Source organism: Chloroflexus sp. (genome assembly GCF_034435895.1).
Taxonomy (GTDB): domain Bacteria; phylum Chloroflexota; class Chloroflexia; order Chloroflexales; family Chloroflexaceae; genus Chloroflexus.
This window is the reverse complement of the sequence record NZ_DAOTWH010000238.1, coordinates 1-24938: the sequence shown is the minus strand read 5'-3', so window position 1 is coordinate 24938 and position 24938 is coordinate 1. Positions and strand designations below refer to the sequence as shown.

General features: G+C 60.6%; 19 protein-coding genes. 6 read left to right on the top strand and 13 right to left on the bottom strand.

Going from position 1 to position 24938, the window contains the following annotated elements; all coding sequences use genetic code 11:
* Both U9R81_RS13975 and nadC read left to right on the top strand, forming a co-directional pair.
* The coding region (locus tag U9R81_RS13975) for an L-aspartate oxidase (protein ID WP_322496048.1) at window positions 1–1008 on the top strand (1008 nt) is incomplete at its 5' end.
* Between the two features lie 39 nt (window positions 1009–1047).
* The gene (gene nadC, locus U9R81_RS13970; RefSeq protein WP_322496047.1) at window positions 1048–1899 is read left to right on the top strand and encodes a carboxylating nicotinate-nucleotide diphosphorylase; all 852 of its coding nucleotides are present in this window, start codon (window positions 1048–1050) and stop codon (window positions 1897–1899) included.
* Window positions 1900–1906: 7 nt separating this feature from the next.
* Here the strand turns inward: nadC and U9R81_RS13965 are convergent, their stop codons facing one another.
* The 3 genes from U9R81_RS13965 to U9R81_RS13955 form a co-directional block, all read right to left on the bottom strand.
* Window positions 1907–2983 (bottom strand): hypothetical protein, encoded by a 1077-nt coding sequence (locus tag U9R81_RS13965; RefSeq protein WP_322496046.1) that lies wholly within the window; start codon window positions 2981–2983, stop codon window positions 1907–1909.
* 206 nt (window positions 2984–3189) lie between these two features.
* A complete protein-coding gene (locus U9R81_RS13960; protein ID WP_322496045.1) occupies window positions 3190–5364 on the bottom strand; it encodes an ATP-binding protein in 2175 nt (724 codons plus the stop codon).
* Window positions 5361–6041 carry a response regulator transcription factor gene (locus U9R81_RS13955; RefSeq protein ID WP_322496044.1) on the bottom strand — a complete coding sequence of 227 codons (681 nt, stop codon included), beginning with the start codon at window positions 6039–6041 and terminating at the stop codon, window positions 5361–5363. The genes U9R81_RS13960 and U9R81_RS13955 overlap by 4 nt, the downstream gene beginning before the upstream one ends.
* A 774-nt stretch (window positions 6042–6815) precedes the next feature.
* Between U9R81_RS13955 and U9R81_RS13950 the strand changes: the two genes are divergently transcribed.
* Both U9R81_RS13950 and U9R81_RS13945 read left to right on the top strand, forming a co-directional pair.
* On the top strand, window positions 6816–9278 hold the full coding sequence (locus U9R81_RS13950; RefSeq protein ID WP_322496043.1) for a CSLREA domain-containing protein: 2463 nt from the start codon (window positions 6816–6818) through the stop codon (window positions 9276–9278).
* Window positions 9279–9666: 388 nt separating this feature from the next.
* On the top strand, window positions 9667–9789 hold the full coding sequence (locus U9R81_RS13945) for a hypothetical protein (RefSeq protein ID WP_322496042.1): 123 nt from the start codon (window positions 9667–9669) through the stop codon (window positions 9787–9789).
* 63 nt (window positions 9790–9852) lie between these two features.
* On the opposite strand, the gene U9R81_RS13940 is transcribed toward U9R81_RS13945, so the two are convergent.
* Window positions 9853–11361, bottom strand: coding sequence for an arginine decarboxylase (locus tag U9R81_RS13940; protein ID WP_322496041.1), 1509 nt, complete (start codon window positions 11359–11361; stop codon window positions 9853–9855).
* A 1685-nt stretch (window positions 11362–13046) separates the two neighbouring features.
* On the opposite strand from U9R81_RS13940, the gene U9R81_RS13935 reads away from it, so the two are divergent.
* A complete protein-coding gene (locus tag U9R81_RS13935; protein ID WP_322496040.1) occupies window positions 13047–14852 on the top strand; it encodes a peptidoglycan DD-metalloendopeptidase family protein in 1806 nt (601 codons plus the stop codon).
* Here U9R81_RS13935 and U9R81_RS13930 read toward each other — a convergent pair.
* The 7 genes from U9R81_RS13930 to U9R81_RS13900 form a co-directional block, all read right to left on the bottom strand.
* Window positions 14839–15618 carry a hypothetical protein gene (locus U9R81_RS13930; protein WP_322496039.1) on the bottom strand — a complete coding sequence of 260 codons (780 nt, stop codon included), beginning with the start codon at window positions 15616–15618 and terminating at the stop codon, window positions 14839–14841. The genes U9R81_RS13935 and U9R81_RS13930 overlap by 14 nt on opposite strands.
* Window positions 15615–16673 carry an ABC transporter ATP-binding protein gene (locus U9R81_RS13925; protein ID WP_322496038.1) on the bottom strand — a complete coding sequence of 353 codons (1059 nt, stop codon included), beginning with the start codon at window positions 16671–16673 and terminating at the stop codon, window positions 15615–15617. Before U9R81_RS13925 ends, U9R81_RS13930 begins: the two co-directional genes overlap by 4 nt.
* A 198-nt stretch (window positions 16674–16871) precedes the next feature.
* Complete coding sequence (locus tag U9R81_RS13920) at window positions 16872–17687, bottom strand: hypothetical protein (protein ID WP_322496037.1); 816 nt, start codon at window positions 17685–17687, stop codon at window positions 16872–16874.
* 29 nt (window positions 17688–17716) lie between these two features.
* A complete protein-coding gene (locus U9R81_RS13915; RefSeq protein ID WP_322496036.1) occupies window positions 17717–19168 on the bottom strand; it encodes a proton-conducting transporter membrane subunit in 1452 nt (483 codons plus the stop codon).
* Between the two features lie 2 nt (window positions 19169–19170).
* On the bottom strand, window positions 19171–19893 hold the full coding sequence (locus U9R81_RS13910; protein WP_322496035.1) for a hypothetical protein: 723 nt from the start codon (window positions 19891–19893) through the stop codon (window positions 19171–19173).
* Between the two features lie 28 nt (window positions 19894–19921).
* A complete protein-coding gene (locus tag U9R81_RS13905; RefSeq protein WP_322496034.1) occupies window positions 19922–21622 on the bottom strand; it encodes a hypothetical protein in 1701 nt (566 codons plus the stop codon).
* A gap of 35 nt (window positions 21623–21657) precedes the next feature.
* The gene (locus U9R81_RS13900; protein WP_322496033.1) at window positions 21658–22743 is read right to left on the bottom strand and encodes a hypothetical protein; all 1086 of its coding nucleotides are present in this window, start codon (window positions 22741–22743) and stop codon (window positions 21658–21660) included.
* A gap of 239 nt (window positions 22744–22982) precedes the next feature.
* Here U9R81_RS13900 and U9R81_RS13895 point away from each other — a divergent pair, with 239 nt between their 5' ends.
* Entirely contained in the window at window positions 22983–23282 is a 300-nt protein-coding gene (locus tag U9R81_RS13895) for a hypothetical protein (RefSeq protein ID WP_322496032.1), read from the top strand.
* Between the two features lie 98 nt (window positions 23283–23380).
* Here U9R81_RS13895 and U9R81_RS13890 read toward each other — a convergent pair whose 3' ends face one another.
* Both U9R81_RS13890 and U9R81_RS13885 read right to left on the bottom strand, forming a co-directional pair.
* Window positions 23381–24346 (bottom strand): ABC transporter permease, encoded by a 966-nt coding sequence (locus U9R81_RS13890; RefSeq protein ID WP_322496031.1) that lies wholly within the window; start codon window positions 24344–24346, stop codon window positions 23381–23383.
* 250 nt (window positions 24347–24596) lie between these two features.
* The coding region (locus U9R81_RS13885) for an SHOCT-like domain-containing protein (RefSeq protein WP_416180968.1) at window positions 24597–24938 on the bottom strand (342 nt) is incomplete at its 5' end.

The following is a 24938-nucleotide window of genomic DNA, read 5'->3' as shown; positions in this document are numbered from 1 at the left end:
GGGGCCGGCGCGTTGTATGGCCTGACCAGTAACCAGCCTACCGTGTTGGGAGAAGGGATCGCGATGGCGTATCGCGCCGGCGCGGAAGTGGCTGATCTAGAGTTTGTCCAATTCCATCCAACTGTCTATCGCACCCGTGACGGGCAGGGCTTTCTGATCACCGAAGCGGCCCGCGGCGAGGGGGGCTTGCTCTATACGCCAGCGGGCCGCCGTTTTATGCCGGCCTACGATCCGCGGGCCGAATTGGCTCCGCGCGATGTGGTAACGCGCGGAATTGTCGCAGCGATGCAGGCGGAAGGGTGCGATCATGTGCTGCTCGATCTGACCCATCTGTCGCCTGATCTAATTGAGCATCACTTCCCCACCATCTGCGCCCGTTTGCGGGCCGATGGGATCGATCCGGTGCATAATCTGATCCCGGTGGCGCCGGCGGCCCATTATTTGATGGGGGGTGTGCGCACCGATCTGAATGGTGCGACCAATCTGCCCGGCCTGTTTGCCGCCGGCGAAGTGGCTTGCACCGGCGTGCATGGCGCGAACCGGCTGGCGAGCAATTCGCTGCTGGAGTGTTTCGTCTTTGGCCGCCGAGCCGGCGAAGCGGCAGCATCGTACCGTGGTCGCGCCGTACCAGCGCCTGATCCGTTGCCGGTCACGCCCGCGCCGCCGCCGCTGCCGGCTGATTGGCGCACCGCGCTGGCGATGATCATGCGCGCGGCGGGGCCGTTGCGTCACGGTGATGGTCTCCGCTCCGCCTTAGCCGCGCTGGACGCATGGCCGGTCAGCGCCGATCCGGCTGATGCTGATGGATTAACCGCGGTCAATGCCACCCTAACGGCGCGGCTGATCGTTGCTGCGGCCTTGCTGCGCACCGAGAGTCGCGGCGGCCATTTCCGCCTCGATTACCCGCAGAGTGATGAGGCGTGGCGCAAGCATACCATCTTGTGCCGCGATACGTCGCCGGCGTTTGTGGCCGCCATCGCGCCGGCGCCAGCGTTGGCCGCCGATTAAGCGGGGCGTGCTCTCCGCATGACATTTAACGGAGCTTGTATGGAACTACCGTTGCACGTCATTGATACCATTGTTGCCAATGCCCTCGCCGAAGACATCGGCAGCGGCGATCTGACCACGCTGGCCGCGATTCCGGCGGCAGCGTCTATGACCGCTCACGTTGTCACCCGTGAAGCCGGGGTGATCGCTGGCTTGCCGGTGGTTGTCGCCGTCTTTCGCCAGCTCGATCCCAGCGTCAAGGTGCTGCTGCACACCGCGGATGGCGCTGCAGTCGCTGCCGGCGCCACGCTTGCCACCGTAACCGGCCCGGCCCGCAGCATCCTCAGCGGCGAACGGGTGGCGCTCAATCTGGTGCAACGCCTCAGCGGGATCGCAACGCTGACGGCCCAGTATGTGGCGGCGGTGGCCGGCACGCGGGCCCAGATTCTCGATACGCGCAAGACCACACCCGGTTTACGCGCGCTCGAAAAGTATGCCGTGCGCATGGGGGGCGGGCGTAATCACCGGTTTGGCCTGTATGACGGTGCGATGCTCAAAGATAACCATCTGGCCATGCTTGCCGGGCAGGGCATTGATCTGGCTGCGGCGATTGCCCGCGTGCGCGCGCAACTGGGGCCGATGGTGCGGCTCGAGGTTGAAGTTGAAAGTGTCGCTGCTGCGATAACCGCTGCTGAAGCTGGCGCCGATCTGATCTTGCTCGATAACATGCCGCTCGACCAGCTCCGCGCAGCGGTGCAGGCGGTGGCCGGTCGCGCGCAGACCGAAGCCAGCGGCGGCGTCAATCTGCAAACGGTGCGGGCAATTGCCGAGACTGGGGTTGATTACATCTCAGTCGGGGCGTTGACTCATTCGGTGCGCGCGCTCGATATTGGGCTCGATTGCGCGGCGTAAGCACAGGTTACTCGTCATCGGCTAGATGCTCGACGCGCAATTGCCAGAGCAACCCGCCCAAAGCCGGGCCAAACCGGTCAATCAGGCGCTGGCGCGTGCGGCCCTCTTGGTAGCGCTGACGGGCAAAGCGCTGGATCTGCTGCTCTTCATCGCTGACGCGCAACGTTTGTATCAGTTTGAAAGAGACATCGTTGAGGCCAAAGGTGGCGGCCACATCCACCAAGCGGGCAATCGACTCGTAGGGTGGTTCCAGCAAGACGGTAGCGTGCGTGTAGATGCCTTGCTCGCGGGCATACGCAATCAACTTGCGGGCCTGTTCACGGCTGCTGGCTGAGTCGAAGACGCTGGTTGCGGCCAGCGTAAACGTGATTGCCTCGCAGCCGGCTTGCGCCAACTGCCGGATCCGATCCTCACGTAGGCGGTCAAGGGCGACGGCAGCTTGCCATTTAATATTGAAATGCGCATTGATCAACTGATCGAGGAACTCATCGAGCCACTGTTCATGAATGGTAAGCTCTGGTTCACAGAACAGAAGATGGCGAATGCCAACTTCTTCGACTAGAGCGCGAATCTCGTGGCAGATCTGGCGGGGCGGGCGCAGTTGCCATTGGTTATGCATCCGCCAACCAATCACCACCGGCGTCTGCACTTCACCACCCGGCGCGCGCAATTCGTAATGTTCGAGCGAGAGCAAATGACGGGCCGGGTATGGCAATTCTTCGCCAGTCTGGGCAGGAAGCGTGTTGACTCCATTCAGCCAAGCTAACAGGCTGGCAGTGGCTGCTAATGCCTCACTGCCGCTGCGATGCGCGAAGAGCGGCAAGATGTCGGGATAGGTTTGGTGGATGTGGGAGACTGCCTGCTCAATCGCATGGCTATCTTCACCGGCGATAATGACACGCTGTGGTTGAAAGGTTTGCAGCCGGCGCTGAATGTCTTCCCAACCGCCCAACGGATCGAGCGCGCGATCGAAGATGCGCACAATTGCGCGCCGCTGTTCGAGCACCGCCGCGATATACGCCATCGTGAGCGGCGGGAGATGATTATCATCCTTGGTTGGGAGCGCAATAATTGCGATCTTCACAATGACGCCAGCCGGTGTTGTGCAGTGGTTAACAGACTCCTACATCACGATAGGCTAAGGGATGGGGCGCTAGTATAAGCCGTAACAACTTAACCGATGGTGCGGTGAGCCGTCGCAACGTTGCTCTTTTTTCTGGCGATCTCCTTGTTGCGAAGGGTAGCATAGTTGTGGTCAGATGAATGTGACGACTTTGTCAGAAAGCGTCTTCACTGTGCGATAGCCCGATCACCAATATTGGCGCCAAACGTGCGTTCGTGCTGTAACGGCAATGAGAATGAAAAGCGCGTTCCTTTGCCAACCTCGCTGTACGCAATCCAAATATTACCGCCGTGTGCTTCAACAAATTGTTTACAGATTGCCAACCCTAGTCCTAAATGCGGCCCTTTTGAGCTGCCGTTGCCTCCGCTGTAGAACGATCGAAACACCTTGTCAAATTGTTCGGTCGGGATGCCGATACCGGTATCAGTGACGTGAATATGGATATATGGGTGCTGCAATTCGGCGCTGACAGTAATCTTCCCGCCGGCAGAGGTCGCTTTCGCTGCGTTTTCGATCAGATTCACTAAGACTTGGCTAATCCGTTCTTCATCAGCCATGATATCAGGCAACTGATCGGGCACATCCCACACCAATTCGAGATCACGCTCTTTGACCTGTTGTTGCTGCTGCATACAGGTGGCAATGATCAGATCAATCACATTGGCGCGCACCAGATTCAGCTTGAGCTGACCAGTTTCCGATCGGTTCAGGTCGATCAATTCGGCGATCCGTTTGGCGAGCCGGCGGGCGCTACTATCAACTTCTTGCAGAAATTCACGCTGGCGTTCATTGAGTTTCCCGACGCTATCACTCTCTTTCAACACGATTTTGAGGTAGCCTTGCAGCGTGTTGAGCGGGTTACGCAATTCGTGGGACACTTTGGCGATAAACTCGCGGCGCTGCTGTTCTTGCGCCTTCTGGCCGGTCATGTCATGCAACACCAGCACAGCAAGGGGCGTATCCGGCGAGGGGCTGACCAGCGTGCCGTGGATCTGATAATACTGCTTGTCATCACCCTCGCCATCATGCACTTCCCGGACGAGCGAATCGCCTGTCTGATGAAGATAGCGCGCGATGTTGGCCAATTGGGCGGCTAGTGTGCCATTGTGGGCCGCGCTTTGCGCCAAGGCCCGGCGCGCGATGGTATTGTCGAGATAGACTGTCCCCTGATCGTCGTAGACTATCAGGCCATCGGCCATCTCGTGCAACACCGTGCTGAGCATCGCCTGTTGCCGGCTCAACTGGACGTGCAGTTCGGCGTTGCGGATAGCGATCATCGCCTGAATGCTGAACGATGTCAGATGGCGTTCTTCGGCGAGCGAAAAAGCCTCTTCTTGGTGGCTGACCACGCTCAACGCGCCGCGCACATGGCTCGGTTGTTCCGGATCGAACAAGGGAACGCTGAGCGCAGCGCGAAATCCATAGCGGGCCAGCACTGCCCATTCTGGTCGCTGCTCGATCTCGTGACGGTCGAGCAAGATGGTGCGTTGGCTCGCAATGACGGCCTGCGCGAGGGTGCTTGCCCAATCGGTGGCATGGCGATCGGCGTGCAGGATGCGGTGTTCGAGATCAGTGCGCTGGATCAGGGTCAAAGCCGCATCATCGATCCGCTGTACGCCTAACATATAAGCCAGCGAGTCGAGAATTTGGCGCAACACATCATCAAGGCTCAGCGAGCTGCTAATCGCGCGCAAACTCTCGCCAAGCGCTTCCATCCGGCGCAACCGATCGCGCAAATCATTGTTCGATGCCTCAAGGCTGGCGACCTGTTGCTTCTGCTCGTGACGCAGGTGCTCGTAACGCGCGCGCCATTCGCGCGCAGCGAGGTTGCGCTGGTTGCCAAACAAGATCAGCGTTGCGATAATCACGGCACTGATGAGGAAGCTGCCAAATGCGGCGAGGTTGCTAAATATGCCAGAATTGGGCAGTGCCGTTATTGGGATATCAAGCGCGAACAACAGACCAACGCTCCCCGGTATCAGCGCTAACCACAATGAGTAGAAGCGATAGCGCCATGCGCGCAGCGCGCAGATCCCCTGAATAACAGTTATGGCAGGAGTTAAGGCGGCGGTGGCGATACACCAGCCGAGCGCAATGGCATCACTGATCGCGGCGACCATCAACAGCCGCCCGGTCAACAGAGTCGCGCGACGGATCCAGAACAGCAAACCGATATTCACGACCGCGTAGCCGATGAGAACCCAAAGAACCGGTGGCGGTAGGTCGAATTGGGTTAGCGCCCAACTCAACCCTAGTGCCGGCAACGGCACTAGGCGACGAATAATAGTTTGCAGTTGCTCGGTATTAGACCGCATGATGGCCAGTGAGATGTCATAGTTCACGGTTCAAACTTGTAGCCAAGGTTGCGTACCGTAATCACATGGCGGGGATGATCCGGATCCTCTTCTACTTTCGTGCGTAAGCGCCGGATGTACACAGCGACGAGGTTGCTCTCGCCTTCGTAGTCGTAGCCCCAGACTTTACTCAAGATTTGGGTCACATTCACAATGCGGCCAGCATTTTTCATCAAATAGTACAGCAGGCGAAATTCAAGCGGGGTCAATTCTACGACGCGACCATCAGTAAAAATGACTTTGTGTTCGACCGGATCAAGCGTAATATTGCCTTGGCTGAGGCGCGTTGACGTATTCAACATATCGGCGTTGCGCCGCCGCAAGACGGCCTCAACGCGGGCTAATAGCTCCGACGGCTCAAATGGTTTGACCAAGTAGTCATCGCCGCCGATTTGCAGCCCCGTCACCCGATCTTGCAGTTGTGATCGTGCCGAGAGAAAGATAATCGGCACATCGGAATTGCGCCTGATCTGCCGGCAGACTTCAAAGCCATCGATCTTGGGCATCATGATGTCGAGCAGGATCAGATCGGGATTGTGCTGCTCGATGACTTGCATAATACTGGTGGCGTCGTGCGCGCGGAGAACCCGGTAGCCAGCTTCCTCAAGCAGATACGAGGTTAATTTAGCGCTGGGAATGTCATCATCAACCACTAAAATATTCATGGAACGCTCCCCGTTTGATTTTGATGCGCACACCAATAGAGCTTGCATATTACAGCTTATTCATTGTACCACTTGCCGATTGCTTTTGGTAGCGTGGTCACATTAAGAACTTGTGTCTGCTCTCGTGCTGCCTTGGGAACGAGCTGGCCATGATCTAGGCCCAACAATATGTTACATCTGTAGCTGAGTGTGGCGAGATGCGCAGATATTCCAGATCATCAAATAGGGCATAGCACCTTTGGAACGCCTCTCCGTCGCTTGTGAACCCTCCGCTAGCTCCGTAGCTCGATGGGAGCGTGGTCTGCTGAATCCTCTTCGTTAGCCGCAGCGAGGACGTTTTGAGGACGCTTGATCGTTACCATGCAGATGGTCTCATTCTGATCGGTAGAGGCGTTGTTGTGGTCTCGTGTTCCTAGCTCAGAGGTGATCTCATCCCAAAAACTACTGATTCCCGGCTGGTGGTTGCTTGCCGATGCATCGAGCAGCACAACCAGCCGCGTTACCTCTGTCTGACACCGGGGTGATCAATCTGCATGCTCGATCCGGCTTGACCAGCCTTCTTCCGGCCAATTTCGCGGCGCCGCGGTGAAGCAGACATGCGCTGGCACCATCACGATAACTGCCCGGCTTTGCCGCCGGTGCGAAACCGCTCGCGTTGGGTGCGATTACGCCGCCAACATTGAATCGAGCGGTATGGGTTCTCTTGGCATATTTTTGCCGGTGCGTTTCCTAGTCCGGGATGCTGTTCCATTCCACACGTTTGCGGAGGTCATTATGAAACGGTTGCGTTGGGCCGGTGCGCTTCTGCTGATAGTGATGCTGTTTGCGCGGCAGCACGTTCAACCTGTATACGCGGCAGGGTATGTGGTCAATGCGCTGGAGGATAACACGACGAACGATACCTTCTGCACGCTGCGCGAAGCGATTCTAGCGGCGAACAATACCCCTGCCAATGTCAATTGCGGCGCCGGGAGCGCCAGTAATGACACTATCACCTTCAGCGTGAGCGGGACGATCACGCTCGGTGCGCCGCTACCGGCTATTGTGGCAGGGCAGGGAGCGCTGACGATCAACGGCGGCGGAAATATCACCATCAGCGGCAATAATGCGGTGCAGGTGATGATTGTGGACAACGGCGCCAATCTCACCCTGCGCAACCTGACGATTGCAAAAGCGAATGTCGCATCTAGTGGCGGAGGCGTTGCCAGCTCTGGAACGTTGACCGTGAACAACGTCACCTTTTCGGATAATAGCGCGTCGAGTGGCGGCGGCATCGCCAATTTCCTCGGCGGTACGCTAATGGTCACCGATAGCGTCTTCTTTGGCAACAGCGCGTTAGGTGGCGGCGGCATCTCCAACGGTGGTATCCTGACCATCAGTAACAGTACGTTTGAGAGCAATAGTTCAATCTCGGACTATGGCGGCGGCATTCATAATAACCTTAGCGGCACGCTCACGATTACGAACAGCCTGTTTTTGAGCAACAGCGCCGCGACGACTGGCGGCGGCATTTCCAGCAGCGGCACGCTGACGGTCACGCACAGCACGTTCACGAGCAACAACGCTGGCTCCTCAGGCGGCGGTATCATCAGTTTTGGCACGTTAACGGTGAATCACAGCGCCTTCGTTGGCAACGAAGCTGCCATTGCCAGCGGCGGCGGCATTTCCAGCAGCGGCACGCTGACGGTCGCCAACAGCACCTTCTCCGCCAATCGTGCTGGTATCAATGGTGGCGGCATTGATTCCAGCAGTTCTGGCACGCTGACGGTCGCCAACAGCACCTTCTCCGACAATAGCGCCCCGAATGGCGGCGGTATCTTCATTGCGAGCGGTAGCGCGACGCTCAAGAACACGATCATCGCCAACAGCGCCAGCGGCAGCGATTGCATCGGTGTGCTGAGCGGTGTGAACAACAATAATCTCATCGAAAGCAATGCTAGCGCCTGCGGCTTGACCAACGGCGTGAACGGCAACATTATCGGCCAAGACCCCAACCTCGGCACGCTCATTGGCTTGCCGGCCTATTTCCCGCTCAACGCGGGTAGTCCGGCGATCGACGCTGGCCACAATGCCACTTGCGCCGCCGCGCCGGTCAACAATCAGTCGCAAAACGGCGTCCCGCGTCCGCAAGACGGCGACGGGAACAGCACCGCGGTTTGCGACATCGGCGCGTATGAGTTGACCCTTCAACCCGCCAGTTATGTCGTCAATACGCTGAACGACAACACTACCGCCGGCGATGGCTTGTGCGCGCTGCGTGAAGCGATCTTAGCAGCCAACAACGATCCCGCCTACAACAGTTCCAGCGGATGCGGCCCTGCCAGCAGCCTTGCCGACACCATCACCTTCAGCGTGAGCGGGACGATCACGCTCACCGCGATGCTGCCAAACATTGTCAGTGGTCAGGGAGCGCTGACGATCAACGGCGGCGGGAATATCACCATCAGCGGCAATAACGCAGTGCGGGTGATGCAGGTGAATAGCGGCGCCGACCTTACACTGCGCAAACTGACGATTACTAACGGGAACATCATTGGCGGCGACGGCGCTGGCGTCGCCAACTTCGGCGCGCTTTTCGTTGATGGCGTTACCTTGCGGAATGGCAACGCTGCCGCTGGCGGCGGCATTGCTAATTTTACTGGCGGTACGTTGTTGGTGAGCGATAGCGCCTTCTCTGGCAATAGCGCCGTGAACGGCGGCGGCGGCATTGCCAACTATGGCGGGGCCACCTTGTCGGTTGCCAATACTACCTTCTCTGCCAACACCACCAGCGGCGCTAGCGGCGGCGGCGGCATCTGGAACAATGGCACGTTGACGGTGAATAACAGCACCTTTGCCGGCAATAGCTCCAGCAACGCTGGGTCTGGCGGCGGCATCCGGATCAACGGCGGCAACGCAACACTGCGGAACACGATTATTGCCAATAGCGCGAGCGGCGGTGATTGCGTGGGTACGCTGACCGGCGCTAACAACAATCTTATCGAAGACAATGCCAACGCCTGCGGTCTAACCCACGGCGCGAACGGCAATATCGTCGGGCAGGATCCGCAACTCGGTACGCTGACCGGCTCGCCGGCCTACTTCCCGCTCACGGCGGTCAGTCCAGCGTTCAACGCGGGTGATAACGGCACCTGCGCTGCTACCGACCAGCGCGGCTTGTTCCGTCCGCAAGGCGGTCGGTGTGACATCGGCGCATTCGAGCTGAGTGTCGTGTTGGTGCCGTTGGTGACGCGCTAATTGATGGTGTAGGGCCGGTCTCAGACTTACTCGCAGGTCTGAAACCGGCCCATTCCTTGTGGGTTGATGTGGGTAGACCATGTAGTCGATTGCAACCATTGATCGCTGTGCGATGCCTTACCGCCCGGTGCTGCGCTCCCCTCTCCCGCGCCAGTGGGAGAGGGGCTAGGGGTGAGAGCCGCCCCTCCCCCAGCGGGGAAGGGGGCCGAGGGAGGGGCGTTAACGCAAAGACGCAAAGCGAGCGAAGGCGCAGAGATTCTTAACGCAAAGGCGCAAAGCACGCCAAGATCGCAAAGGTTTTTTTGGGGATGGTGATTATCCCCCTTCCCCCAGCGGGGGAGGGGGCCGGGAGTGGGGGCCATACCACCAGTTCGCGACGAGCATGGGGATGGCGCCAATTGCTGCCGGCACGCTGGCGAACGTCGCTACTGGCGGTGTTGGCCAAGTTGATGCGAATGGCGCTAGGTTGAACGCAATGCCAGCAACAATCCTTGCACCGCCAACACGGTGACGGTGCATCCGTAGATCAGTCGCGAACGTGGGGCGACGCCTTGCGTCGCCCCACGCTGATGATTTACACCGACAGCGCCCGTTCGCGCATCCGGCGCCGGGCCGGCAATACTGCCGGACGTACCGGTTGGCGGAACGGCAGCGTCAGCGGCAGGGCGGTTGGTTGTGGCCGGTAGCCCAACAAGCGCATAATGGTGGCCTGATCTTGCTGGGGCGTGATCCGTGAGCTGAGCCGTCCGTCGCGCTCTTCGACGATAAACCGGGCCGCTTCGGGGGTCAGGCAGTGGTGCGCGCCGCCGCGCCCCGCAATCATCTGCTGGTAGGCGCCAATGCCGAAGATGGCCAGTACAAGACCGCCTTCCGTAGCCGGCAGCCACAACGGCGCCTGTTCGGGTCGCGGATAGATGTCGTCGCTGTCACAGGTGCGGCGCCCGGCCAGCCGCACCGGGCGCACCGGCTTGTCCCAATCGGTCAGCGGCAAGATCACAAACTCCTGCCCGCTTACAAAGAGAGTGTCGGGCAACATGACCATCATTGAGCCATTGACTAGATACCAATCGGGTTGGCCGGCGTGTCCCTCCTTGACTGACCCGACCTCAACTAGGTAAGCGCTATGGGTGGCGACAGTGTAGCGGCCAAACTCGCCGATCAGTTCCGGTGCCGGCACGCCATACTCAGCGCAAAGGTCGCGGATCGTCGCCATCAGCCGGCTCAGGAAACGCTGATAATCAAACGTGAAGGTCAACTGGTAGCCAGAGGTGGGCATACCGCCGCCGAAGTTGAAGTAGCGCAGGGTCGGCACCCGCTGGCGCAGGCGGCAGTAGTTCTCGATCGACGCGCGCAGGGTTGTGAGGAAGTGGGCTTCGTCTTCGATCTGGCTGCCGATCATCGCGTGGTACAGCACCAGCGTATGGTGGCTATTGGCAATCAGTTCCGCTGCCTGCTCAATCTCGGCAGTGGTCAAGCCAAAGCGGTCGTTGCCGGGATGGCGGCCATCGCGGTTGCCGGCAGCACGCTCGCGCACGCCAAACTGGATTGGCGCCGGGGTGTTGATCAGATCGTGCAGCTCATCGAGATCATCGAGCACCGGGATCACTGTCTCGCACCCGTCAAGGCGAAAATTGCGGATCGCATCGCGGTAGGCCGGCTCTTTCGAGCCATTGCAGCAGATCAGCCGGTCTGCCGGCAGAATGCCTTGCCGCCAGAGACCATGGGCAATGATCAGGTCTGCCGTCGCCGAGGTTTCGTAGTGCGCGCCGGCGGCCAGCGCCGTCTGCACCGCTTCGGCGGCGAAATTGGCTTTAGTGGCGTAGGCGTAGTGGAACGCGGCTGGGTATTCGGTCGCGGCGCGCGCTTGCTCGGCCCAGCCGATCATGCGTTGCACTTGGGCGGTAATTTGGGGTGTATAAACCACTTCAAGCGGTGCGCCATGCTGGCGCGCCAGCCGGTTTAAGTTGAGACGATCGCCGAAGTAGAGCTCACCGTCGTAGCGGCTCACGAAATCGGTCAGGCGGCCCTCACCGGCAAAGCCGGTCTGCTGTGCAATCAGGTCGGCAAAGGTTAGCGTCTTCAACTTACCACATTCCTCCGCAATACGAGGCGGGTATGACCCGCAGAGCGAAAACAAGGCAAGACGAGACCTGCCCCGCGTATAGCGGGCCAGATCATAGGCGTGCAACGGCTAGCGCCAACCGATCACGATCGGCGCTGGCGCAGCCATGGAATCAGCGATTCAGCGTTAGGGAAAGAAAAATGGCCCTGCACCTGATGCAGTGGCCGGAGAAGCGAGAACGCGCAGCGTCACTCGCGCGGCGAGCAGGCAAGGCCTACCGGCGCACGGCTTGCAGGTGTGCAGTTTGGGAAGCGCTGAATCGCGCGTATGTTGTATGCGCCGTCCATACTGCCTCACACTAGCCCACCCGACGCCGTCTTCCATACGAGGCGACGTTCGTCACCGTGACGACGATTTCCGCTCGGCGTTCGGTGTTGCGTGTTACGTGTGCCGGGTGCCTTCCCAGACGCGAAACCCGTAACCCGAACGTAACGGGGGGCGCGAATGACTCGGTCGATTGGCTCAACCGGATGCGCATTATACAACCGATGGGGGTAGGAGTCAATAGGTGATCGGGGGAGTTGGGCGCGGAATTTCATGTCATTGCTCGTCCTCGTCACCGCAGATAGCCCAGCAATTTTTGGCGTGAGAGCGTGAGGGGTGTACCCGCTGTCATTGCGAGGGGGCGCAGCTCCCGAAGCAATCTTCGGCGCGAGCGGGAACGACCAGCCGGCAATGGTTGCGTTCGGGCAGCGAGCGCTCCCGGGCGCGCGGGGGATTGCTTCGCCTCGCTCCGCTCGGCTCGCAATGACAGGCTGTAAGTGGGGGTATTGTCCTGCCCCTAGCCCTCTCCCGAAGGAGGAGGGAGCAGCCAGCGCCCCTCCCCCAGCGGGGAGGGGTTGGGGGTGGGGGCCATCCGAACGCTCGGTTCGCAATGCGGTAAACTTCCTCTGCGCCGTTGTCTTAGCCCTCACCTCCCGGCCTCCTCTCCCACCTGACGGCGGGAGAGGAGGAGCCGCTAGATGGCGGGCAAGGCATTGCGGCAGCGGAACACCGTAGCGCCCCTCTCCTGCGCAGCGGGAGAGGGGTAGGGGGTGAGGGTAAACCGGCGCTTCCCCAAGCCACGAACCACGGTGGAGGACGTACCCGCTGTCATTGCGAGGGAGTGGCGGCCCCCAGCCGCGCTGGGGCCGCCCGACCGAAGCAATCTCCCGCTTTGGCGCAGATGATGCCTCAAAGCTGCTGCACCCGGGCGCGGGGGGGGGAAGGCTGCGCTGATCACGGTGATGAGGTAGGGTGCGGGTGCTGCTCCCGGGCGCGCGGGGGATTGCTTCGCCTCGCTCCGTTCGGCTCGCAATGATAGGCTGTAAGTGGGGGTATTGTCCTGCCCCTAGCCCTCCCCCGAAGGAGGAGGGAGTAGCCAACGCCCCCTCCCCCAGCGGGAAGGGGGTTGGGGGTGGGGGCCATCCGATCGATCGGCTCGCAATGACATAGTGGCTCTGCCCGAAAAACCTCTGCGCCCGCTGCGGTCTTTGCGTCTTTGCGTTAGTAGTCTCTGCGTCTTGGCTTGCTTGGCAGCTTGGCGTTGATTCCCTCACCCCCGGCCCCCACTCCCACCTGACGGCGGGAGAGGGGGAGCCGCTGGGTGATGGGCAAGGCTGACCTTACTTGACCATCTTGCCGTCTTCGGCTATCCTGCGCATGCTATGCGTCGTTTGTTACTGTTGGTCATTGTTGTCGTCAGCGCATGTGCGGCTCCGCCCCCGCCGCCGGCCACCTCTACCCCGCTGCCGGCGACGCCGGCGGTGAGCGGGCAGATCACCGCTACCGCCACAGTACCGGCGACACCGGCGACGCCGGCGCCGAGCGCAACGCCGGTTGTTCCTCCGTCCGCAGTTCCTACCGCAACCCCAGCGCCTGCCGTCCATCCCCTCTTCGACCCGCAACGCCTGAGTTACGACCATCACTTCAGCGGCCCCGAAATTCAAGCCTTTCTCGAAGCGCGTAACAGTCCGCTTGCCACAATGCGGGTGGTCATTGGCGGACACAGCCATTCCTTTACCGATGTGCTGGTCTCGCTTAGCCATCTCTACAGTGTTAGCCCGCGCTTGTTGCTCAGCTTGATGGAGTTGCAAAGCGGGGTACTGAGCGCGTCCGCGCCGAGCAGCGAGCAATTGGCATGGGCGGCTGGGTTTCGCGGCGAGAATGGCAACCGGCGCGGCGTGTTTAACCAGTTGCGCTGGCTAACCCGCAAGCTGCGCGCGGCGATGCGCGATTACGCTTTGCTAGGGCCTGATGCCCTGCCGCCGCTAACCTTCGCCGACGGATCGCAAGCGGCGGCTCCGACTGATCTCAGCCACTATGTATTGAGCCGCGCCCTTGCCTCGACGACAACGCTGGGCCGGCTTGACTCGTTACTCTGGGCCGTTGCCCCTACCTATCAGCGCCTGTTTGACCTCGATCCGCGCCTTGAACCGATCGACTGGCCGGCGCCGTCTGAACCGTTCCTCACCCGTCCTACCGAACGGAATATGCCGGTCACATCGTTTTTCGATCACGACGCGCCGTTTTTGCGCGAGAACGGTTCAGTACATACCTTCTGGGGGCGAGCCGAAACTGATCGCTTGTTCGCTTATGATGGCCATACTGGTTGGGATTATGCCATGGGACCGCCCGACCGGGTGCTGGCCGCCGCTCCGGGCCGGGTGGTCTTTGCCGGTTTTTCTGACGATGGCTGCTCCACGCCGGCAGGTGCGGTAATTATTGACCACGGCAACGGTTATCGCACCCTTTACTGGCATCTAGCCCGCGTCAGCGTGACTGCGGGTGAAACGGTTGGCCGCGGCGCGGTGATTGGAATCGCTGGCGATACTGGTTGCGCGCGTGGCGCGCACCTCCATTTGCAGGTGCAATATCTGGGGCGCGATGTCGATCCGTATGGCTGGTGCGGCGCCGATCCCGATCCGTGGGCGGCTAATCCGGTCGGCCAGCGCAGTGTTTGGTTGTGGGCCGATATGCCCTCGCCATGTGCGTCGCCGCCTCCCGGTGTGATAGTGGTTGACGATACTGATCCGGGTTTTCGCGTGAGCGGCGAATGGCAAGCGCTCGCGATAGGATACGCTGGCGGCTCCCGGTTTGCCCCGTCGCAACTGGCCGCTAGCGCAGCCCGTCCATGGCGCTTTAGCGATTTCGCTGCGCCACAGGTCGCGATTTGGCAGCCTGCATTGCCGGCTGCCGGCGCCTATCGGGTGCTGGCGTATGTTCCGTTTGCGCTCAACGGCTACGATGATTCCCGCGAGGCCCGCTTCTTGATCCGCCACCGCGATGGTGAAACGGTCGTGACGGTTGATCTGGAAGCCGAGCGCAACTGGTGGGCCGATCTAGGGGTGTATGTGTTCGATCCGGCAGCGGCGCCGCTAGTAGCAACCGGTACGCTCGCCGGCGATCGGCGACGGGGCATCTGGGCCGACGCGATCGCCTTCGTGCCGGTTTCCGATCCTACGACGCGCTAAACAGTAGATCGCGCTGATTGAAGGCGTAGCGGGCCAAGCCAAGAAACGCCAGCAGCAACGAGCATTGGGCAAGCAGATTTGACCACGCCGCCATCTGCGCGAAAGCCCGGCTGATGCTCAACTGATACCCGTAAAAGACCGGCACTAATGGCCCGCTCAGGAGCGTCTGAATGGCGCGCAGCACATCAACCAGCAAGGGGTTGATCTCGGCGATCTGGTTGATGACTGGCCCGCCGATCACGTTGCTCGAGAGGGCAATGGCGATCAAAGCGAGCACGAAGAGCCGCCAGCCGGTTCCGAGTACGAGCGGCGAGAGCAAGAACGTGAGCGCCGCGACCAGTCCAACGTTCAGGATGAGCGGTAGTGTCGCTAGGAGCCAGCCGGCCAGATCGAGATCGGTAGCGCGATTGATCAGGGCCACTAAGAGGCAGAGTGTCCCATAGATCGCCAGCACAACGGTGACGGCGGCGAAGAATAACCCGATCAGATACGCTCCCCGGCTGACATTATGCGCCAAGACGATGTACCCCTGTGGCCGGTCGCCAAGGCTGATCATATAGCTGGTGGTGACAATCGCCATCGCCGGGCTAAACAGACCGAGCACCGTAAAGAGATAACCAGCGCTCATCGGGGTTCCGGTCGGGCGCAACAAGACGACATAGCAGGTGACTGCGGCTGCTACCTCTAGCAACACACGTCCTGATCGCAGATATTCTAGCAATGTAAACCCGGCGAGCCGGACAGCTTGCTCGATCGATCGCGTCATTGTTTGCCATCCCTCTGGTTAGGCGGATTGGTACTACTGCGCTGCAACAGGCGCTTCAACATCGGGTCGATATCGTCAGTTGGCGGCGAGGGCAACGTTTCGCGCCACATCACGCGGAGGGGTGTCGTGTTGCTAACCAGCAAATTATCGACTGGCTCGCCGCGCACGGTGCGCAGATAGATCTGGGCTAACCGGCTCATTTGCGGTTCGAGAGCGTGAATCAGCACGTTGGCTTCGATCAAGGTTTGTAATACTTTGGCCTGCAACTCAGGCGTATGCGGACTGAGCAACACCGCCTGCTCGGTGCATTGCACTTCGCGCCCGATCATTTCCAGCCGCTGGCGCAACGGTAGATCGAGCGGCCCGGTTTGCACGATGATGCTGCTGGCGGATTGCCGTACCTCGGCGACGTTGAGTTCGAGCGCGATCTTGCCATCGGTCAAGATGCCGACGCGGTCGCAGAGATATTCTACCTCGGCCAACCGGTGGGTGCAGAGCAAAACGGTGTGGCCGCGCTGGCGCACGCCATTGAGCAAGGTCAGCAATTCTTGCTGGCCGTCGAGATCAAGCCCGCTGGTCGGTTCATCAATCAGCAACAGATCGGGATCGGTCAAGAGTGCTTGGGCGATGCCGAAACGCTGGAGCATGCCCTTGGAAAAGGTGCGCAGGTGGCGATCGGCAACGGTGGCGAGTCCAGTCAATTCGAGCAGTTCGTCAATGCGTTGGCGCAACTGGGTGGCCGGCATCCCATCGAAGCGACCGAGGAAGGTGAGATATTCGCGCGGGGTGTAGTAGCTGTGGTAGCGCTGGCGTTCGGGCACATAGCCGATCAGTCGGCGTTGCGCTTCGAGATTGGCGCTGCCGAGCACGCGGATGCGCCCGCTATCCGGGTACAAGAAACCGAGCAGCAGATGGATGAGCGTGGATTTGCCGGCCCCGTTTGGCCCTAACAGACCGTACACTTCACCGGCGACGACACGCAGATTGACACCGCGCAATACCGAGACATGACCGTAACGTTTCGTAAGACCTTCGACGACAATGACATCGGTCATGATTCCGAACTCCGCTGCCGATGGCTGCAATGCGCTATATATCTTACATTATGCGTCAACGTATGCACTATTGCTGAACATGACGGTAGTATCAGCCGCTGCGCTCTCTCGTCTCGTTGCGAGAATGGCCGGTTTGTTGGGAAGAGCGCCGGTTGCACCGTGCCGGGATAGGATCACGCCGCAGATAGCGGCAAGCATTTAGGCGCTTTGCCCTAATCCTAGCACTGCTACGGCCAATACCGCCAAACTCCCGGCCCAGATGAGCGTCGTGCGGAGCGCCGCTGGCACGCTCAAGCGCGGCAACCGGCCTTGCAACCATTGGAGCGCAAGGGTTGTGATGACGCTGCCGCCAATGATGATCAACAGTTCGGCCCACGGCGGCAGCAATTCGCGCGGTAAGCCTGCCATCCAAACGACGGTCATCAGCGCTGCCGCCACCGTATCGCGCGCGAAGGTCAAGGCTGCTGCCGGACGCGCCGGCAATCCTGCGGTGATCCCTTTCGGCCCTAGCGACGGTTCTGGCCCGAATGGCCCCCAGTTGATCGCCGCTGGAAGGCTGAACAGACCGGCCAGCCAGACGAGCAGGTGACCGCTGAGCGTCCAGCCGTTCAAACCGCCTGTGCTGCTCAGGCTGATGGCAGCGACACTCCATACGATGGCCCGTCCCGCCACGCCGATTTGGGCCTCGCGCACGGCGGCGCGCACAAGGTGAGGCGCGCCAGACGATAATGCCGGCCAGAGGGGGAGCCACGCCGCCGCTTCTAACAATACCCAAGCCCCTAACCAGCCAAACGGCAGTGGCGCCGGATGCCATGGCCACGGCAAACTGGCCAGACCGCCGGCAACTAATTCCAACGAGGCCAGCGCCAGCCAGCCAATCCATTCCGTGGTCAGGAGCAAGCTGCCATTGGCCGGCAATTGGCGGGTGGTGATCAACCGGTAGCCGATGCCGAGCCCGATAGCTAATACGCCTCCCGGATAGATGATCAGTGCTATCAATCCGGCTATGAGCATGAAAGTTGTCGCTTCCTTTCTCTGCTTAGCTAGACAGCTTGCAGCGCAGCCAGACTGCGCACTGCCGCTTCGATCGTTGGCAGCAGCACATTCGGAAAGAGGCCGATCGCCAACATCACGGCCAGCAAGATACTGATGAGGGCAACGCTGCTCAACGGTTCGCTGGCTGGCTGGGGCGGAGGCAGGCGATTCAGTTCGGTTTCGCCAAGCAGCGGCGGTTCCTCAGCTAAAGGAATGTCGCGCGAACCAATCAGATACTGCACCGCCAATTGCACCAGTGTCAGTCCCGCTAAGGCCATTGCCGCCAGCACGATCAGCAATTCGCCCCAATGGTTCGCTGCGGCTGCTTGTAATACTAATAAAGAGCTGGTTCCACCCGGAAACGGCAACCAACCGATCAAGGCTAACCCGCCGCCTAATACGCCAGCGCCTGCCACTGGCCGGTGCCAGAAGAGGTCGTTCCGGGATTCTGCGGTCAGGCGCTCGTTAGGATGTTCGAGCAGGGCCAGACTGATCAAAACGGTGGTCACGGCTAACGCCAGATTGATCACGCCCACCAGCGCGCTGCTCAGACCGGCTAATGACAGCGAGGCGAATCCATAGAATATGATACCGCAATTGCTGGCGATGAGATAGGCAATGCGCTGGCGCAGTGTGATCGCGGTCAACGCCAGTGCGCCGGCCAAGACGGCGCTGATCGCCGCCCCGATGCGCAGCACATTGAGCGCTTGCCCGCCCTCGAAGAGCAGTGTCGGAAAACTTTGCAGCGTTAGCAAAAACACGAGCAAACTAGCCGGCGCTGGTAGGGCGATGATGAGGATGGCCGCCAGCGATCCGGCGTACGATATCAGATCGACCAGCCACGAGTGGAATGGAGTCAGTGCCATGCGCAACGCAAATCCGGCAGCCAGCAAGGCTAAGATAAACCGGGCCGGCGAAATGCGCCCCGGCAGTTCACCCGGACGAAAGATATCGGTGAGGACGTAGGCAATGTAAAGCAAGATGCCGGCAACAACCATCAAGACCAGATACTTCAATGCGGTTGCCAGCGTCTGCCGGCTGACCAAAACCCCGGCCCCGGCGGGCAGATCGACGATTGCCAGCACGGTGGTGAGGCCGATGGCCACCAGCACCAAGGCGGTCACGAACGAGTCTTGCATCACCAGTAGCGCGACCATCTGGCCAACGGTGAGCAAGCCGATAGCGCTGAAGTTTTCGCCGTGTGGCACAATGAGCGCCGCGGTCAGGGTGGCGATTGCTATGCCGAGAAACAGAAAGAGAAAGATTTGGTTGAGCGGACTGAGGAGTAACGTCACCCCTAAGACCCGCACCGGATCATCAACCCGGACTTGCACAGCGAGCAGCAATTCAACGATCAGCGTCCCGATGCTCAGAGCAATGGCAGTGCGGGGCAACCGGCGCAACAGAAAGGCGCTGAAGGCCATACTAAGCGGAAAAAAGATGAGGAGCAGGTACAGCATGGTTATCCGCGGTAGAGTTCGCCGATCGCGAGCGTTTTCAATCGCCCATAGACAAGCCCAGCGAGGTAGGCGATAGCCAAGGCGAGCAAGATTTGGACAACGCTGAGCAACAGCAGCGGCATGATCTTTAAGCCGCTCGCCGCCGGCGCGCTTATGACCGCACTGTACAATAGGTCAATCCCGCTGGTGCAGAGAAGCATGCCCAAGCCGATTTTCAATACATCGTTGGCCGTGGCCATCGCGAGCACTCCACTGAGCGCGAGCCAGTACCATGCGAAATCGAGACTGGGATTGGGCGCAATCGGGTAGATGATCGGCAGGACGATGCTGGCGACCAAGGCGGCGACTCCCGACCAAAATGGAAAGACATAATCCACCAGCCGCAGCGTTTCGGCGGAGCGTTGGCGAGCTGCGGCGCGCAAGGCTCGGCGGAGCTCGGCTTGCCCAAACTCATCGAGGTCTTCGAGGCCATAATCGCGCGAGAACGTCAGCGCCGTGACCGCGAGAATGAGCGTGGTGCAGACGCCGGTAATGAGTTTGATCAAGGCCAGCGAACTGATCCCTGCTTGGCCGAGATCGGGTCGCACGAAGGGTTGTTCGTTCAGCAAACCAGCCAGCGCCCCATAGTTCAGCAGCAACAAGGCAACCGCCAGCCGCCAGTCGCGCGACAGCAAGATGCCGCCTGCTGAGATGCCGAGCAGTATGATCCAGATATCCAACGTCATAGGCCGTCATTCCTTGCCAAGGCGACGTTCATTGCGCCATCAAGATGAGGATGGCCAGCAGCGCGACGATCACGCCAAAGAGATAGTAGCGTTGCTCGAAGATAATCATGCCGGTATGTAACACGCTCGCTACTCGATCGATCCCGCGCCCCAGCACGATCAGCGCGGTGCGTGCATCGGCGGCCTCAGCCAGCCCGCGTAACCCATCACCCATCCCCTGCCATGTAGGGATAATGGCATTGCTGGTGTTGCGCGGCGGGTCGAACGGCTGAGATCGTCGCGCTAATAGCCACCCGCCAAGGCCGCTGATCACGGCGAAGCCAATCAACGGCCACGCAATTGGGTCGGCGGGCAGCACTGGCGGGGCAAACGGCGACCAGCTCAACCACAGCGGCCATGCCAACCATGGGATCAGGCCGGCCAATACCAGCGGCGCCAGCGCCAAGCCTCCAAGGATGCCTTCCGGCCAATGTTCGCGTGTCGTTGTCTGGCCATGCCAGCACCGGATCACGAGCGGCAACCCGGCTGCCAGACCGATCAGGGCAGCAGCGATGAGCGGCGCAATAGCCCAAACCAGCCGGGTGGCGAGCGCTTCGATCAGCCAGCGCCATCCCCAAAAGCTCCATCCGAGCGGGAGGCCGGTGGCAGTGGCGGTGGCGAGGAGCCAGAGGACGCCGCTCACAGGTAACGCCACCTGCGCCGCTGATCCATCAAGCGCATCGTTGCTCTGGCGTTGGATCATAGCTGCGACCACGATCCCGCCAGCAATGGCATGGAGCTGCACGGCCAGTACGAGCGCCGGTGCAGCTAAGCCGGCCAGTGGATCGTTGATCGCTGCCGCGCACACGACCACCCCGGCTTGCAGTGCGCCCTGCCACAATACCACCTCACGTCCATTCGCCGCGCGGAGTGCGCCGGCTGCGGCGCCGAGTGCGCCAATGGCGCCGGCGGCAGCTAACACCTGCCCTGCCAGCGCCGGTAATGGCGGTAATTGCGGCATGACCCGCACAATGAAGCCCAACCCAATCGTTGGCAACACCAGTCCCGCGATGAGCGCGCCAACCAGCGCTGGCGCATGGGCAAAGCTTAGGCGTGTGCCGGCGAATGGCGGCGCTCCGGCTATGGCCAGTGCGCCGATCAACGCGAAGAGCACCGGCGCGGTTGCCGGCGTTGTATCAGGGGGCAGCAACGCCATTATCGCAATGAGACCGCTCACGGCTACGACAGCGACTGCGCCAGCAATGAGGTGCGGGGGAAGTCGCCCCGGCGCCGGCGTCACACCGCTAGCGAGCAATGCGCCGTGGGCGGCTAGCGCAGCTAGCGCCCAACTGAGTGGGGTCAACACGCTGAGCGGCGGTATCGTCAAACTGAGCAGCGCAGCGGCAAGTGCTAATGCGAGCCAGCCAAACAGGACGCCAAAACCTTTAGTGCCGGGGTGAACCGCCAGCGCCAGCGCGAGCAGACCGATAGTTCCGCCGAACAATAGCCCCCCGGCCAGCGCGCGTTCGCTAAGCGCGACTGGCGCCGGCAAGACTACTGCAATCGCGCCGATGCTGTACAGTGGCGTCGCCGCTGCCGGTTCAAGCGGGTCGATGATAACCCCCGCCAAGGCTAGCCCGCTGGCTAGCGTAGTGAGCAACGCTAGGCGCCGGGTAATGCCAGCGCGGCTGAGCAGAAAGCAAGCGGCAGCAACCGCCAGTAAGCTTATCAATCCGGCAGTAACACCCATGAAGCGTCGCTATCCTCCCCATAATTGAAGAAGCGTTATTCGCGACCAATGAGATAGGTCGCTGCCTGCCAACATGCCGTACATGGATCGGTTGAGATGGCGATCAAGAGCGCATCGTCAACCGCGGCGCGTTGCAGGAGTGAACGCGCCAGCAAGCGATCAAGCTGCGGCGCAATCCCGATCTGTACCTCGGTGAGGCGCTGGCCGTCGCTGCGCACAGTATACCGCAGCGGGCCGCGCGGCGCTTCGACCGTTGCGGTTGCTTCGCCTGCCCGCAACTGGATCGGCTCTTGCGTGACGCCAATCGGGAGATTGTGCAACCAGCGCGCCGCTACGCGCAACGCTTCAATCGCTTCCAACAACAAGACGACCACCCGCGCATACACATCGCCACCTTCTTCCACCACGCGCGCCGGGGCAAGGACGGTATACCCGGCGTATGGCGCATCGATGCGCAAATCGGTGGGTATGCCGCTGGCGCGCGCTAAGGGGCCGGCCAGCCCAAACTGTTTGGCGGCGGCAGTGTTCAAGACACCGATATCAACCATACGCGCCAAGAGCGTTCGGCGCGGGATCGTCTGCTCGGCCATAGCGATCATCGCTGGCAACAGTTCGTTGATCGCTTGTTCGGCGCTGGCTAAGGCGGCCTCATCTAGCGCTTCCGCTAATCCGCCCGGTCGAATCACCGCGGCTTCATAGTGACCGCATAGGTTGAGCAAGATCGAGCGGATCCGGCTTTCGAGCTGGCTCAGCCGCGCGACATCACGTAAGCCCAAGGCGGTGGCCAACGCGGCTAGCGTATTGATATGCGATGAAGCGCGTTCCAGTTCCGCCAAGACGGCGCGGATGGCTTGCGCCCGCAGCGGCGGGGTCGCTTCGCTCAGCGCCTCAATGGCCAAGCTTAACGCTAAGGTATGCGCAACGCTGCAATAGGGGCAGATCTGCGCAGCCGCTCGCATCGCGCTCTCAATCCCGCTCTGCGTGAGCCGGCGAGCATACGCCCCGTCGCCGATCATTGGCCGGTATTCGACATCAATAATATATTCGCCCTCTATCGTCAGCGTGACGTGCTCGCTATGCCACGCGCCTGCAACCGGTTGGAGCGCCAGTTGGTACTTCAATCCGCCTCTCCTCTCTGTCGCGGCGCATTATACCACGCTCCCTTCAACCAGTGCAGCGGTGGCTATCCACCACTGATCCACCTGTTGATCCACCCGTAGGTTGTTGGGTTATACGATGGATGATGGTACGGTAGAGATGCGTCGAGCTGACCTCCGGCGCCACGCTCAACACCTGAAGCATGTCAGCGCTAGCGGAAGTTCAGGTGCTTTTGGAGTATGTTTAGCGAGGAGGAGTTACAATGTTCTTCTGTTTTGATCATATCTATCGCCTGAAAGCCGAAAATGTGGCGATCACATATCAACGTGAAAGCGAAAATCCTGTGAAGTATCGTTTGGTGGTGGCAAATCAAATTCTCTATATTATCTTTGATGGCGGCAAGCGTTGGCGTGGCCATGTTGTACGCCCTTTCGATGGGCTAGAAGCTTCGTTTAGCAGCCGTACTTGCCTAGAACATGTCATCGAGGGATTGATCGGCCGGCGGGGGTGGCCGCAGTATCGCCAGCAGGTGGTAGCGCTGCTTGACCAGTTTCAAGTCTGAAACGGGTGCCAACAGTTCGCTGTGAGATGATGTTGCATGAGCGACAGCCGAGCCGGCTGTCGCTGCTGTTTTCGGGGTACCGTATCGCAAGGCTGGTTTTAGGCCGGTTCGCGTTCGTCGCCGATCCGGATGCGCGGATCGAGCAGCGCGTAGATCAGATCGGCGGCGAGATTGGCGATGGCAAAGATGATGACAGTCATCATCGCAACCGCTTGCAGCAAGAGCAGATCGCGCCGGTCAATGGCGAAGGTCAGCAGCCGGCCAATTCCCGGATAGTTGTAGACGTTCTCAACCACGATCAACCCGCTGATCAGCCAGCCGAGGCTGATGGCGATGACCGTGATGGCGGGTGATAGCGCGTTGCGCAAGACGTGCCGGCGGAGAATGGCGAGTGGCGATAAGCCCTTGAGGGTGGCGGTGCGGACATACTCTTGGCTGAGTTCGGTGATCACGCCGGTGCGGGTGAGGCGCGCGATATACGCGAGCAAGACGAGCGTAGCGGTGATGGCTGGCAAGGCTAATTGGGGCGCGATCTCGATCAGGGTGGCGTCGGGCCGGATTGAGGAGTTGGCCGGCAGCCAGCGCAACCGAAAGGCGAAGAGGTCGATTAGCAGTAAGCCGGTGACGAATTCAGGCAAGCCAGTGACTGAGAGGAGGCTGACGTTAATGACGGTGTCGTCGGGTTTGCCGGCCCGCCATCCCATCCATACGCCAAGGCCGATGCCGAGTGGCAAGGCTAGCGCGAGCGTCACGCCGGCGAGGAGCAGCGAATTGCCGAGCCGCTCGATAACGAGGGGGCGAATGGGTTGGCGTGTGCTGTACGAGATGCCCCAATCACCGGTGACAAAACCGCGCAGCCAGTCGAGGTATTGAATAGGCAACGGGCGATCGAGACCGAGTTCGGCGCGCAATGCGGCGAGCGCCGCTGCACCGGCTTCGCGACCCAGCAGCACGCGCGCGACATCGCCGGGTAAGAGCCGGCAAATCAAAAAGATGATGAGTGAACTGATAAGAACCGTTACCCCTAGCAAGAGGACACGGCGCAGCAGGTAACGCAATATCATACGCTCTCGCCTGTTGGTTCACAACTCCCCTTCCTCTCTGTACATTAGTGTACCCCACTATGCTGCCGTGGTGTTTGTGTGTCTGGTTGTGGCGATTACCCTCATCCCCAACTTCTCTCCCACGCCAGTGGGAGCGGGCGCTGCGGTATTGCGCTCCATCTCTGACGTTGCTGAATGCCCCGCAGCGCTCCAATAAGGTGACTTTTGCGTCGCTTTGTGGCTATTCCTCTCCTACCGTACCCGCTGCACCCTAATCATCCAGCGCGGCCAGCAGCAGATCGCCTTCGGCGGCAGAGATGCGCCCTTCAGCGACCATCTGCAAGATCGAGGCCCGTTGTTGTTCGCGTTCCGCCTCGCTGAGCGGGGCCGGCGTCGGACGCAGTTGGATGGTTTGGCCGGTTGCTGGCGGCGGTGGCGGCGGCGCATGGTGGTGCGGCGGGGCTGGCGCTACCGGCGGCGCGGGTGGCGCCGGCGGTGCGGGTGGTGCTGGTGGCGCGGGTGGCGATGGCGGTTGGATACGGCTAAGCGCGCGTTCAACCGCTTCGAGCGCGCCGCTCAGGCCAGCCGCCGCCGCTTGCCGGGCCTGCTCTTT